Source organism: Telluria sp. ZB4P37, assembly GCF_059685855.1.
On record NZ_JCASID010000018.1, the window covers coordinates 13236 to 27304 of the forward strand.

At 54.6% G+C, this 14069-nt stretch carries 6 protein-coding genes and 1 pseudogene; 3 read left to right on the forward strand and 4 right to left on the reverse strand.

The window, feature by feature from the left end; all coding sequences use genetic code 11:
* Positions 1-20: 20 nt before the first annotated feature.
* Entirely contained in the window at positions 21-2435 is a 2415-nt protein-coding gene (locus AC56K1_RS20775) for an AAA family ATPase (protein ID WP_497159685.1), read from the reverse strand.
* 821 nt (positions 2436-3256) lie between these two features.
* Between AC56K1_RS20775 and AC56K1_RS20780 the strand changes: the two genes are divergently transcribed.
* Both AC56K1_RS20780 and AC56K1_RS20785 read left to right on the forward strand, forming a co-directional pair.
* Positions 3257-5212: a site-specific DNA-methyltransferase gene (locus AC56K1_RS20780; protein WP_497159686.1), complete on the forward strand. Its 1956-nt coding sequence runs from the start codon at positions 3257-3259 to the stop codon at positions 5210-5212.
* Complete coding sequence (locus AC56K1_RS20785; RefSeq protein WP_497159687.1) at positions 5209-7899, forward strand: DEAD/DEAH box helicase; 2691 nt, start codon at positions 5209-5211, stop codon at positions 7897-7899. Before AC56K1_RS20780 ends, AC56K1_RS20785 begins: the two co-directional genes overlap by 4 nt.
* A 1521-nt stretch (positions 7900-9420) precedes the next feature.
* Here the strand turns inward: AC56K1_RS20785 and AC56K1_RS20790 are convergent.
* On the reverse strand, positions 9421-10206 hold the full coding sequence (locus AC56K1_RS20790) for a hypothetical protein (protein WP_497159688.1): 786 nt from the start codon (positions 10204-10206) through the stop codon (positions 9421-9423).
* A 1549-nt stretch (positions 10207-11755) separates the two neighbouring features.
* Between AC56K1_RS20790 and AC56K1_RS20795 the strand changes: the two genes are divergently transcribed.
* Positions 11756-12028 (forward strand): hypothetical protein, encoded by a 273-nt coding sequence (locus AC56K1_RS20795; protein WP_497159689.1) that lies wholly within the window; start codon positions 11756-11758, stop codon positions 12026-12028.
* Positions 12029-12694: 666 nt separating this feature from the next.
* Here AC56K1_RS20795 and AC56K1_RS20800 read toward each other — a convergent pair.
* Both AC56K1_RS20800 and AC56K1_RS20805 read right to left on the reverse strand, forming a co-directional pair.
* Positions 12695-13174: a hypothetical protein gene (locus AC56K1_RS20800; RefSeq protein WP_497159690.1), complete on the reverse strand. Its 480-nt coding sequence runs from the start codon at positions 13172-13174 to the stop codon at positions 12695-12697.
* A gap of 394 nt (positions 13175-13568) precedes the next feature.
* A pseudogene (locus AC56K1_RS20805) lies at positions 13569-14021 on the reverse strand (UPF0758 domain-containing protein); the annotation flags it as partial.
* Between the last annotated feature and the right edge of the window lie 48 nt (positions 14022-14069).

Below are 14069 nucleotides of genomic sequence, written 5' to 3' on the forward strand. Positions count from 1 at the left end.
TGTGAGACGGCTGTCGTGTACTATGCCGGTACAGCAGGCAATGGAACGTCAGCTCCTATGCTCTTCACAAAGTGCTCGTACTGCGCGGGGTCCTTCTGCCGCATTGCCTCAAGCACGAAAATAGCCATCCTCGATATTTCGGCGCAGTCGATAGGTACCATTCCTCTGTCTACAAATTCCTCTAAGTGCGAGTGTTCATTCGCAAGCCGATTTACGAAGTCCATCGAACTGTCCGAATCACCGAAGAAGAGGCGCAGCCTACCATCGTTATTTACGTCAGCGCTTGGGTATTTGAAAAACAAGTACGCCTCCAAAAACTTCCTTAGATTATTCCCGAAATTATAAAAACTATGGTAGCTTTTGTTTGAATTAATCTCGTCCACGCAGGTGTAAATCTCGCCGAAGAGGTAGTTCAACTCCGTGATGTAGTTTCTTAGATATTTAGGCATCAGCCCAATGGAACTTGAAGCTGCTTTCCGGACAATCATGAACTTTTCGACCTCTTCAGGCTTGCTCAATTTCTTTAGGTACTTGAGAAAGTCCAGGTTGTGGGTGGAAATAAAAAGCTGCTCATACTTAAATATCTTTCTTCCTGCCGCGTCTTTTAAGTCTTTGCCGTCCTCGCCCCGAAGCGGCTTTGCGATGAACGCCTCAATCAAACTATATATAAAGAATATGTGATTGCTGTCCAGGCTTGAAATCGGGTCGTCGATGTAGATAATCGGGTTGCTGCCCTTTGTCTGAATGTCCTCAAGCCTTGCCAGAAAATAGCAGAACGAGACAAGGCTACATTCACCTTCGCTCAAGTTGTATGCAGCCTGCTCTCCTCGCATGATTCGAAACCGATATGTCGACTGACCTTCCTGCTCCTCGGCCACCAGCCGAAGATTTGTCCCGCCAAGTGAGTGGCCAAGGTAACAGTTCACTTGCTCAGCACCCCGTTTTTCGTCCCTTAGCTGCGCTTGGAGAGCTTCCAGCTTGGCGTTAAGTTGTTTACCTTCGGCTTCTAAAGCTTTTAGCTCTGCCACTAAGTTTTTTTCGCGTTCCTTGTTAGCCTCTATGTCTTCCTTTGCTACTTCCAATCCACTATCGAGGATGAATGCTGCGACCTCGCTAAGTCTGAGTTCCTCACGCAGTGCTTTCTGAGTCGCATCTAATTGAGCGGTATGTGCATTACTGGAGTTAACCAGTAGGCTGGCCTCATCTAACACTTCTGTGAGTCTGGGCGCGCACTCATAGGTGACCGCGTCCAGCTGCTTGTCGACGAAAATATTCTCTGACCGCTCGCGGATGACCTTTGCAAGCCCATCGAGCGCTATCTGGTACTCCAATAACGCTGCATCAAGCCGCGTCGCGAGCTCATCGTGCTTCTCATGGAACGCCGAATAAAACTGCAGTCGATTGGGTAAACGAAGTTGAGTCAGTTTCGTTCTCTCCACCTCGATTTGGACGAAAACCTCTTCAATTTTTCGTTGCAAGCTTTCAGACTCTTCGTTGAAATGCTTGTTCAGAGATTCCCAGAGACTGGCTGGCAGAGGCTGCCGGCAAAAGGCACATGTATCGCGAGCTGCATGAAGCCCCTTGCCAGCTCTGACCCACTGCGTCAGAACAGCAGAATTCAACAGGTCTTGAAGCGGAGCACTTGGCTTAATTTTGATGCCAGCAATCTCTTTCGCCTTTTCCCACAGATTCTCAATTGCAGGACGAAATACGAACAGGCCTCTGATTTCTCCAAGTGCCTTTTCAGTTAATGACTTGACCTTTTCTGACCGCTCCGCATCTTCCATGGGAATTATGTTCTGCGCAGCCGCTGAAGATATGTCAGCACCCAAATTCCGTACATCGTAATACGGGTTTTTGTAGAGCGGGTTGTGTTTAATACCTTTAGGCTTACTGTTGGCCTTGTCAACCAACTTTTTATTCAAAGCTTCGGTCTTTTCGTTTCCCAAGCGTTGGGCTTTTGCTACTTCATCCTTCTTTTTTGCATAGGCCGCGCGCAGACCCGAATCGGAATCTTTGCTGCCAAGTTTCGTGCGGATGTCCTCTATCTGAAGCTCCAGCTCTTTATTCTTAGACCCTAGAACGGCGAATGGTTGGATATGCCCATCTTCGTCGCGAAGAAACGCAAGGTTACTCTCTACAAAATCCTTGTTATAGACTCGAATTGGCGGACCTTGTACCGTCAGCTGCGCTTGGGTCCAGAGGCCACCGGTGGTCTTAATTTTAAACGCAGGGTTATCGAATCTGGCTGGAGTTTGGCCAACCTCATATGAACGAAAAACACGGGACAGCGTCGTTTTCCCCGAATAATTACGTCCATAAATGATATTCAGCTTTTTGAACTTGCTGATAGCGCCGTGGTTCTCGCGAACTTCTGTGTCCCACTGAAATCCGGTGAACGAGCCAAAGTTCGTAATATCAAGTTTCTCAATCATCACATAAGCCTTGATTATTTTTAAGAATAACTTCTAGTGTTGCTGGAAGAGAATCGAGGCAATGAGTGAATTATTACCTGGTGAGCACCCTTTCCGATAACCTCTGCGCCGGTTTTGTCTCCAGCAAAACCATTTCACCTAGAGCTTCAATGTTGGATAACTTGGGCGCTCGATTCGAACGTCGGCACCTGGCCGAACTTGGCCAAAGGCATCAGAATATCATCTTGCTTAGTTGAAAAGACTTTTAGTGTTACGGTTAGCCAAAAATTTTTGTCGCGTCCGGAGCCGCCTGGTTGGTGACCGCATTCTCCCTCCAGATTGCATTCGGGCCATGGGCAGCTACATCGTAGGCAGGACGTCGGCCGCTAGCGACCGGCTCGACCTGGCCGGGGCTTCTGAAGGGACGTGTCTTTGACGGGGCGAGCGTAGAGGCTTAGGAAAGAGTTTTTGTGCAGCAAGTTCACGTGCTCATCGCGAGGTGCGTTTTGCGCTCTTGGGCGTTTCTGGTGCGTTTCGGACGCACTCGGAGATGGATGCTCGCTCGGAATTTGCCATGGCGCCTCGCTCATCATCATTCCACCCTGGTTGCCCGCCGGCTTGCCGGCCTAACCCGAAGTGTTCTTCGGGAGCTGTGGGATTCGGGCCGAAGGGTCCCGTAGTTGAGGCAAGAAGACACGAAGACTGAAAGTGCACTCTAGGCTGGCCTCTCAGGACGTTGTTGAATTTTTCCTATCGACGTAGCAAGCGCGTGGCAGAAATCTTGAGCCTAGTCGAACCAGTGTGAGAGAATCCAAGCCAATTGAAAATTGGAAACATACAATATGACCGACCGAAAGACGCCGTCTGATTTGATGTCTAGGCTCAACAATCTCAGCGCGCAAGAACTGCGACGCTTGCTGGTCGAACACTTAACCAAGCGCAAGCTCGGCTTGACTTGGGAGCGCAATGCCATCGAGCACGACGAGGCACTGAGCGCTGACATCGTGCTCCCCCGCTTGGTCCCAGAGTTAAGTCTCACGCCGAGTGGCGCTGCCGACGGATTTGTTCACCGCAACCTCATCATTGAAGGCGATAATTTCGATTCGCTGCGCCTGCTGAAGGCTACCTATGCCGGGCGCGTGCGGGTCATTTACATTGACCCTCCGTATAACACGGGAGAGAAGGACTGGGTCTATAACGACCACTACGTTGGCAAAACCGACCGCTGGCGCCACTCTATGTGGCTGGAGTTTTTGTACCAGCGGTTGTTGCTGGCTCGTGACCTACTGACGCCAGATGGGGTGATTCTGGTGTCCATTAACGACGAGAACCGAGCTAGGCTGGAAATGCTAATGGACGAAGTTTTCCCTAGACAGAGACTGGGTAGCTTCGTTTGGCGAACCAAGGATACTGGTAACGACATTTCGCAGCGCCTCAGCCATGTTCATGAGCACATTTTAGCCTATGCCAACCCTGGTTTTGTCTTTAACGGCAAGCCGACGGACCGTAGTAAGTTCCGCAATACCGATAAAGACCCTCGCGGCGATTGGTCAGCACAGCCATTGACTAAAGCTCACTCTTACATAGACCGAGAAAATACTTACTATCCCATCCAAAACCCGGAAACAGGCCTCTGGTATCCATGTGACCCAGACAGGGTTTGGGCTTACGCGTCTGAAATGGGAATTCGTAACAGGCTCAACGGTAGTGAAGAAGCAATTGCGGCTGCGATTGACGCGCTTCGAAGTGACACAATGGAACAAATGATTAGGGATAAGATGATTTACTTCCCCCCATGTAAGCCAGATGAGGTGTTCTTGTTCCAAACTAAGGAGGAGTTGTTGAGTGCGATTAAATCGGGCCGCGGCCCTATTTCGCCAAAGAAGAAAACTCCGTTGCTGCGAGCTGATTTGCCTGACCTGGATTTCTGGGTGGGAAAACCGATTGCATCTGGCCGGCCATCGCGTAAAGAGCATTGGGTAGCCAAACCGGAATCGGAGCGCATTGCACCCTTTAGTAGCTGGATTGCGGGTTTGAAAGAGGACGTTCCAGACGAAGATTTGGAAGCGCCCTTTACTATGAGAAGCACACGCGGCGGCGTCGCGACAGATGAAGTGAAAGAAATCTTGGGCAGCAAAGCGTTTTCCTTCCCCAAGCCACTGTCGTTAATTAAAGGCTTGCTTTCTCAGGCCACGCATAAAGATGACATCGTATTAGATTTTTTTGCTGGCTCTGGTACTACTGGCCAAGCTGTGCTGGAGTTAAATGCAGAGGATGGCCCGAGCGGGAAGAGACGGTACATTTTGTGCTCTAGCACTGAAGTGACTGAAAAGGAGCCAACTAAGAACATTTGCCGCGACATTACAGCTCGGCGCCTACGGCGGGTAAGCCAAGGCTATGCTGGCAAACCGGGCTATAGTTTGGAGCAGGGTGGCGAGTTTGCCTATCTTCAACTTGACAAGGTGTCTACGGCAGACCTACCGTTTGAGGCAGGCTTCGAAAACGCATGGGCCTTGCTGTGTCTCCGGCTGGCACATGGGATATGGAGCAGTAGTGACGCTCCGGTGCAGCGTATCGCCCGTTCAGGCGACTGCGACATCCTGTTTTGCAGGGAAGTTAATGAAGCTGCTGTCGAGGCGTTAGCGACATGGCCGGAAGCACATGGTGCGGGGCGCTTGGCCGTCTATTGTGAACGTCCGATAGCCCTCCAAGAAATGCTGGAGGCAAGGGGTGTAGAGGCCAATTGCCATAGCCTGCACGACGCATTACTTAACGGGCAGGCAAGGGGGCAGGCATGAAAGCAATGGATTTTGTTGCCGCACAGTCAGACTCGTTGGAACCGATTGGGTTTCAGCGTGAAATCATTCACAACTTGACTCGAGCGTTGCTGAGTCATCCCTCGCCGCCATGTCTTCTTCGTTCTCCTACCGGGTCGGGCAAGACATTCATGCTAGTGCGCGCTTTGGCGAAAGTATCAGCAGAGCAGGATACGGTCTGGCTATGGTTCGTCCCATTTGTTAACTTGGTCCAACAGACGGAAGACTCCATTCTGGCAAATGCTGCGGGCCAGCTGTTTCCGGTCATGTTGGCACGCGGGCGCAACCAGGAGCCGAGCACTGGGATGGTTTTGTTGTCGACGGCACAGGGCGTAGCCAGGGCGGTGGACCGCAAGTCTGGCTACTCCAACGATATGGACGATGACGAGCGAGCATTGAACGAGTTTGTGGAATTGGCGCGCGCTCGTAAACTAAAGATTGGGTTAGTAGTCGACGAAGCACACATCGGCTTGAATAGCGGTACCGAGTTCGGTAAATTCGCACATTGGCTTAACCCTGATTATTTGGTTATGGCCTCGGCCACACCAAAGGATGCTGTCTTAGACCAGTTCCTCACTCAGGCAGGTAAAGGCGCACGCACTAGCTTCACAGTCAGCAGAGCTGAAGCGGTAGAAGCGCGCTTAAATAAGCGATACATCGAGGCGGTTATATATGACCTCCAGCGGACTATTGCCACTGTAACCGACCTCAAAAGAACTGTATTGCGCCAAGCGTGGAAAAAGCAATTGCAGCTCAAGAAGTTGTTGTCGGCTGCAGGCATTAACCTTACTCCATTGCTCCTTGTCCAAGTCTCGAACGGTGATAAGGCAGTGGAAGAGGCTCGCGACGACCTCGTCCGTCTGTGCCGGGTGCCGCCGGGCAAAATTGGCATGCACTCTTCTGACGCTCCCGACCCAGTGTTGATGGCGGCTATCGCCAACGACTACACCAAAGAAGTGCTTATCTTTAAGCAGTCAGCCGGTACCGGCTTCGATGCACCGCGTGCCTTTATATTGGCATCTACCAAATTAGTCAACGACGCTGACTTCGCCATGCAGTTCATTGGCCGTGTAATGCGTGTTGCCAATCAAGTCCGCGAGACATTTCCTAAGCCTACATTAATTCCGCCAGAGCTTGACACTGCATTCATATATTTGGCCGATGCAAATGCTCAGCAAGGTTTCCAGTCAGCAGTAAATACTGTGGGGGCAGTGAAGAGCGAGTTGGAAGGTCAAACCGAACAAATGGTGATTAAGAAAACCGCCTCCGGGGCCACAGTCATCACTAGCCGTACCACGCCGCAGCTACCGGTTACATATGAAGAAACTCGCGTCCTGCCCGACGTCGAGGACGACGACGAAGACGAAGACGAGACGCCAGTCGCGCCCACCGAGTCGACTCAAATAGACCTGTTTTTTGGAGGTGGGAAGTTAGAACCCATCGACCCAGGCACCGTTATTATGCAATGGGATAAGGTGGTGCCGAGTCCGGCGGCGGTAAGCACTCTGCCAGTTAATGAAACTGAGGTCTTGGAACGCCTTCAGGCCCAAGGTTTAAAAGCGTACATGCGCAACGTTCAGCTGCAAGGTGTACCGACGGCATTCAAGCGTGAAACTCGGCCGCAAATGGCTGATATGGCCAAGGTGTCAGCTAAGGCAGCAGAAGAACTCATTCTGAACGAGTCGCTCGTTAGTTTTGCTGTGCGTGCAGCTTACAATCTGCTGGACGAAAAGGAATTACATACTGAGCTGACTCAGGGTACATCTACGGAAGAGACCGTTATGGTTGTCACCGACCGCAACGCAGTAACCCGTGAAGTAGTAGCGGCTTTGCGCAAGATTCCGCAAATTGAAGACGAAGACATCCGGGTTATCATCAGCACCTTAGCCAGCCGTTTGCGTGAGCATGTAGCAGTACCGCCATCCGATGACGTGGCTAAAGTAGTGGGCGACAAAGAACTCAACCGCCTGGCGCGCGACGCTGCCTGCTGGGTGATACGGCGCGAGGCTCAACGGCTGGCTGAAGCTATCCAAGACGCCGTTTCTGAGTTCGCGACCGTAGACCATGCCGAACCGTTGCCAGATGCGATGCTGTATCCGCTGAAGCATGCCCTGAAGGACTCTAAGAAGAACCTGTATGGAGTCGTTCCTCCGTTCGAAAGTAAGCTCGCCGACGAGAAGGGCGACTTGGGCATGGATGCGGCCAGTTCGATGGCCGCGCCTAAAGTAGTACATCAAAGCGGCCAACTCACCGTGAGTGGCTACGACTGGACGTCAGCAGTGAACAACGAGGAACACGATTTCATCGATTCTCTTGACCGCGACAAGCATGTTGTGTGGTGGCACCGAAATCCGCGGAATAAGCCGTGGGCGGTGCGGGTGGTCCGCGGCGAGCATCGCAACTACTTCTATCCTGACTTTATTGTTTGCCTAGAGCATCCCATCGGTCGTCCGCCGGAAATTCGCTTAGTTGAAACAAAGGAGAGCACTAAGGACGCGAGCCGAAAGGCGAGGCGCACTCCGAAAATCTACGACAAAGTGTTATTCATCACCCGTGATGACAGCAAGCTTCGAATCGTCAACGACAATGGGAGCCTAGGTGCGGAGTTTGACTGGATGGACCTGACTCCAGCTTGGGACTGGATGATGACAAACCGTCGAACTAACTGAAGCGAGCGGGCATCCTCCCAATACGGACGGGCAGCCAAGGAAGCAGCCTGGAAGGTGGGCCTGCGAAGATTGGCCGATATGCCATAGTCGCAGGCGCATTATGCAACTTGATGAGATATGTCCTGGGGGTGTAAGAAGGTGGGCTCTACTTAAATTATGTGTCGGGGCCTCGACTAACGCTTCGCGACAACCACCCGCCGGGACGGGGCAAAAGCAGTAGGGTAGGTGACCTCTCCGACCTTTAAAAGCATATGCTTACTAGGGAGTAGCTTATATATTCTTAATTAAGGATATGCTCATCATAAATAAACATATGCTTACGTAAGCATAGCGCGAGCGCGGATAGCATCGCCTTGTTGTTGATGAGCTGCACAGGTCTGAGCCGTTGGTATGTGGATGATGGTAGGCGACCCGTATGTGCCTTCGGCACGGGCAGCCAGGGAAGCAGGGTTGCGGGAAGGCGTCCTCTCTACGCCCAGGTCGGCGTCGTGGTGCTCCTCGAACGTAATTCTGAGGTGCCCTTCCGGGTTGCCATTGGCTTCTGAAGCGCAGGTCCCTCTGGGGCTTGGCGAACGTAGAGGCTCCAGGAGACGTTTTTCTGTGCAGTAGGTGCTTCGGGTCATCTCGGGGCGCGTTTTGCGCTCCTAGGCGTTCCTGGTGCGTTTTGGCGGCGTTTGGGGTTAGATGCTCAATCGCAATTTCCTACAGCGCCTCGCGCATCACCATTCCACCTCGGTGCCCAGGTGCCCTCCCGGGTTGCCATTGGCCCCTGAAGGCGCAGGTCTCTCTGGGGTTTGGCAAGCCTAGAGGCTCCAGGGGGCGTTTTCTGGCGCAGGAGGAGCTTGGGGTCGTCTCCGGGCGCGTTTTGCGCTCCTAGGCGTTCCTGGCCCGTTTTGGCGGGGTCGGAGGTAGATGCTCAATCGAAATTTACTATGGCGCCTCGCTTATCACCATTCCGCCCTGGTTGCCCGCCGGCTTGCCAGCTTACGCGGCGGCATCGTTGGGAACCATGGGTTCGGACCGAAGGGTCCTGTTGGGTTAAGACAAGAAAGACAAGGGACCGAAATTGCCCGTTGGGTCGGACTCTGGGTCGGATTCCTTTTGTCTTCAACTGCAAAGCAGTCTTTGGGTTATCTCTAAGACAACCGCAGGGTTGCCTGCGCCGCACTCCGCTCAACCCTCACCCTGGTGACTGGGCGATACGCTTGAGCGCTCCTCCAAGGCGTCCCGGTGTTAGACGTGCCGGACCTGGTCCAGTCAAAAGTGGCCAGCACGAACACCTCTGTGTAGGTCGGTACGTCAGTGCCGAGCTGTCCAGGCGAATGGCGGCCAATCGGCGCAGGCCGTCCGCAACGAACTACGCCGCCCTTTCCGTGATGGCGTCACGGAAATAATAACGAGGGTTCTCGTGGCGATTGCCACGAGCCCCTCTTGGCGGACTGACGGCTAGCCGCAAAATACATTCGGTCATTGTCGTTTCAGTAATAGCGTCACGCTGATCCGGATAATTAAGCGATAGCCTTAAAACGCCACAGGCGACAGTTCCAGGGTTTCGCTGTTCAGCGTGAAAACCTTCACGTACTGCGCGAGAATTCGCGCGTCCAGCTCTTTCACCTGGCGCGGCCAACCAGACTCGGGGCCATGCGTCAGCGCCTTGCGCAGCCGCGCGCCGATGCTCTTGGCCCCTGACGCGGTAATGACGAAGTGCACTTCAACGACGCGCTTGTCGATTACCATCGCCCGCATGCTCGCCACGACTTTCGCCAAGTCCTTGTCGCTGCGCCAGCTGTTCTCCACTTCTATAAAAGCGAGGCCGCCTGTCAGCTCCAGCAGGACATCCGGTATCTTGCCCAGGACGGCTCCGTCGAAGCTGTACGCCAGCTGCCCCAACGGCGCCAGGCCGGCCCTAATCTCCAGCTCCGACCAGGCACGCGTATTGGGGAACAGACCGGCGGTCGCGGCGTAGACGGAGTTGCAGGCCGTGCGGTGACTGTGCGCGTGCCGCAGCCAGTCCCGCGCATGCGCTTTGCCGTAGGGTAGAGGGTCTCCGTGCTCGGCTAACCATGTGGCGCCTGCGACGGTGACGGCTGCGAGCTGCTCGCCGTTGACGCTATTGGCATCTCGCCGGGTGACAATGTAGCCGCTCTCAAGGAGATTGCGCAGTGTCCGGCCACACATCTTTCGGGTGCTCCCGTCGCAGCGCCGCCAGACAACCTTCGCCAGCTGCCGAGTCGTTGCATAGCCCAGGCGTGCCAGTGCTCTCATCGTATGCACTCGATACTGCATTCCTTGTTCTCGTTTGTTCATGTTGCGCTCCGGAGTGTATGTATCTCCGTATAGCGCCGCCGGCAGGAACATGAATTTTGTGTAGGGTAGGTAAGGTCTCCGACCTTACCCTTCGCCCACTATGTGGGCTGCGCGGGAGATAAATCTCCCTTACGTGACAGCGTCTTTTTTTTCACGGGCTGGACGCCCTAAAAAAGACTCAGCCCCTAGGGGGGCTGTGTCACTGCGGCCCCTCGACGCTCGGGCAACCGGCTACAGCCGGCGCTACACCTGAAAGGTTACGCGGTCCCGTGGACTCACCTCCCTCCCCATCTGCCGTCAAGCCGGCAGCGGGGGCCCGGGTCGGTGCCCGTCTGTACCCGGTTGCCCGAGTGCCTCGGGGCCGTGGACTTCGTCCCCCAAAATCAGGTCGGCGTTAGGACGCCTGGCGGTCGAGGACCGCCACCTGATTCTGGCTCCCCCTGATGGCATGTCTGGCCGTGGGCGGCCAGACACCACTTCGCGCGAGAGCGCTCCGTGGCCCTTCGGGTGCTGTGCTTCGGCGCTGGCGCGCCTGCGCGCGCCAAGCCTTCGGCCAGGCACTTGCGCCCCTGCTAGCGTCTCCACAAACCCTGTGCCGCTGCAACTGGCCTAGGTGGCTTTGCAGGCCGCCGTCGAGTCACGCTACCCATCCCATTGCATGCCCGCAGCTGGGCGTTGGATGGAGCTATACACGGCTCAGCGGAGGCCTGCCGATGGGGGGCATACCGAGAGGTTGGAAATGTGTTGGCACCGTCGCCTGGGACGACTTGCTATTGCGCTGGCCCAGTGCCGATATTTGGGCACACGCCGCTCGCAATGGCCTAGGCGAACAGATATAATGCCGAAATTTTCCGTAAGGAAACTTTGGCGGGCATGGTTCTGGGCACGGGTGGTACGTTTGTCGATGAAGAGGATTTGATATGTTGCGCTTGGTAGCAGGTACTGAAGTAAAGAATATGGACCGAGAGCGTTCCGCCTTAGAGATAAAGACGCCGGGTGCAGCGGTGACAGCGACCTTGTCGGCCCAGGAGGACTATGCTCGTAAGCTGGTCCTTGGGTACCAGATTGCAGGCAAAACCGTACGGGAATTAATTGAAGCCTCCGACGTGCCAGCGGACTCAAGTGACCGAGCCGCTCGCCTGGCATCAATGACCGCGTTCAGCACCGGGTGTATAGCCTTGACTCGCCTCGGCATTATATTGGCCAGCGGCGGGCACGATGCGGGACTGACGTTAGACTCGTACGCTACTGTAGTAGACAGCAAGCTCCTTGTGCGTCGCATTCCGGAGTTGAAGAAGCTAAATATCGACTTAGCTGGCTTGGCTCTGTACTGAAATACTTGTTTCCGCCCGCCCAGGCCGCCAAACTTGCGGTCAGGCAAACTGATAGGCTTATGTTGTGATGGACAAGGATTTAAATGTTGCGCTTGGTTGGTGGTAGTGAGTTTAAGGGGAAGGACCGACAGGCCTCCTCAACGAGGATGAAAGACGCCGCTGCGGCCACGGTGCCGACGAACCAAGCCGCGCTGACGGAATAAGCGCGCCAGCTCGTGCTCCATTACGAGCTGGCGGGAAAAACCATGCGGGAGTGGATTAGCGCTCCTGACTTGGCACCCGATTGCGACTTGAATAGCGTGCGGACACTCATCGACAGCGCGCGGTCACTGAACAATCTAGGCATCCTGGTGTTGAAAAACGGGCACGAATTTGGCATGGTAAACGACACGTACGGTACCGTCGTCGACAGCAAGCTTCTTGTCCGACGAATCCCGCAGCTGAAGAAGCTGGGTGTCGACCTCACGGGTCTAGCGCTGTACTACTAGATTTCTATGACTGCGCATTGGACGGGGCGCAGCAGACGCAGCAGGTTGACGGCCTGGTGTCCCGGTCACCATCGCAATCGTTACGCACGGACTCGCCCGCAGCAGCCTCGACCTTGCTGCAACGGCGATAGCCTCAGTTGCGGCGTAACGCTCATCTCAGGTGCGAGCACTTCAGTGTTACCCCACAATGTGGCAAGAAATGCCGCTTTGGTAACGCGAAATAGGAAACCGGGCGGTTCGCACGCCGCCCGGACTTTTACTCCTATCAGCAAAACTGCACAGCCTGATTTCCACGTTGGTTTGGCCTAAATGCCACGTTTGTGCAAGGTACAAGCTTGCGAACGTTGCATCATAGAAAGGGGCGTTAGACCCGCGGCACGCGCAGGGGGGGGGAGAAGCCCACCAAATTATTCACTACGTTTAATTTAGTCCTGTTGTATTGGTATAGCGCCTCTGACTGCGCATGTGAACCAGGACCGGGTAATGACTGCGACCGATAACGTCATGCCCCCAGCACGGGCGGATGCGACCATCACCCAGTGCTGCTTGTAGAGCAAGGGCTCACATGCTTGAATGTTTCGGCCAATGAAATTTCGGCCTATAGCTAAGGTTGTTGGCCGAGCCGAAGTTAAGACGCAGTAACCCAGGGCTCGCCTCTCATCAAACTCAATATGAGCCGGTATCCCACATGCCCGCAGCACGGCCGTATGCAACCAACTCAGCACGCTGCTCATCAGTTAGGCTTGGCGCACCTGCAATCACTTCTCGAATCGTTGCGGAGCGTATCTCGGGCTCATCCTCAAGCGAACCTTGAAGCTCATCAAGTAGGTCGAGCGCTTCGTCGAAGCTGGCTACTCGGTCGCGCAAGTCCTGCTCCCATGTAACCAGATGCAGCTCGAACGGCTGAATCACCGCTTCGATTCTCCAGCCGTGTCGGCCGAGCATTCCCACCCGTTTTGGGTTGGGGTACAAATTCCTCGCCCCTGCGGGCTTGACTTCGTCGAAGTAAGCGCCGATTACATACTTCATTAGCTGGCGAGGCAGGCCAAGCGCGATGGACTTGCTGTTCAACTCAAGGCCAATCGACGTGAAGCCCTTCGATTTAAAAAAATCGGAAAGCAGATATGTTGCGAATACAGGTTTCATCTGTACAGACTAAACATATACGGTGTAATGCGCAACACGGGTGCAACTTTCAAGATGCACAGCACCAGTTCGTGGACACAATTCTGCGGCCGTTTGCGCGGCCTGCCCTTCATGTGGGACATTGTCTTAGCCGAAGGTGGCGTGGCTCGGCGAACTCTGCTTCCTGCCACCGCTTACAGCAGTGTTGAGCCGCAAGCGGCCAGACGTCAGTCAGAGTGACCAGCAGATAGTCAGGCTCCACCGGCGAATATGGTCAGCATGACCATAATATGCAATTGATTGTTCGACAGCTATATGCACCACCGTCATACGCGTGAAAACCTCATGCATTTAAGCGAGCTATTTGGCAGTATTGCTACGCTGATATAACGGAAAAGTTGTTTCGCAGATGGAGCACATTAGTCTGGGTGAGCGTGCCGCGGAACATTTCTTCGTAATTAATGAGGCGGTTCTTCACGTCCACGAAGAGCACCAGAAAGGATTCGTAGGGCTGCAGGGCGAACTGGTTGCGCAGGTATTCCCGCACGGCGTCCGGCGAGCACAGGGCCTTGCGCTCGAAATTCTCGGCTACCGCGCGCCGCGTCAGTTCGATGGCTGCCTGCAGCTGGGCATACTTGGCCGGGCCCAGACCATGCAGTTGCCCGAACTCGCCCGCGGTCGCGTGCAGCAGCCGGTGCAGCGAGCCGAAATGGTCGAGCATGTCGCGCGCCAGTGCCACGGCGCTCTTGCCGGCCACGCCCACGCGCAGGAAGATTGCCAGCAGTTCGGTGTCCGACAGCGCGCCCGCGCCGGCGCTCATCAGGCGTTCGCGGGGGCGTTGCTGCTCCGGCCAATCACAAATTCCCATGTCTGATCCTTGCCATAAAAGAGGGCGGCCTGCGGCGCGGAAGCCCGG

What these genes read in the sequence shown, in the direction of transcription:
- AC56K1_RS20800 (WP_497159690.1), bottom strand. Translation starts at nt 13,174, where the DNA reads ATGAAACCTGTATTCGCAACATATCTGCTTTCCGATTTTTTTAAATCG.
- AC56K1_RS20775 (WP_497159685.1), bottom strand. Translation starts at nt 2,435, where the DNA reads ATGATTGAGAAACTTGATATTACGAACTTTGGCTCGTTCACCGGATTT.
- AC56K1_RS20780 (WP_497159686.1), top strand. Translation starts at nt 3,257, where the DNA reads ATGACCGACCGAAAGACGCCGTCTGATTTGATGTCTAGGCTCAACAAT.
- AC56K1_RS20785 (WP_497159687.1), top strand. Translation starts at nt 5,209, where the DNA reads ATGAAAGCAATGGATTTTGTTGCCGCACAGTCAGACTCGTTGGAACCG.
- AC56K1_RS20790 (WP_497159688.1), bottom strand. Translation starts at nt 10,206, where the DNA reads ATGAACAAACGAGAACAAGGAATGCAGTATCGAGTGCATACGATGAGA.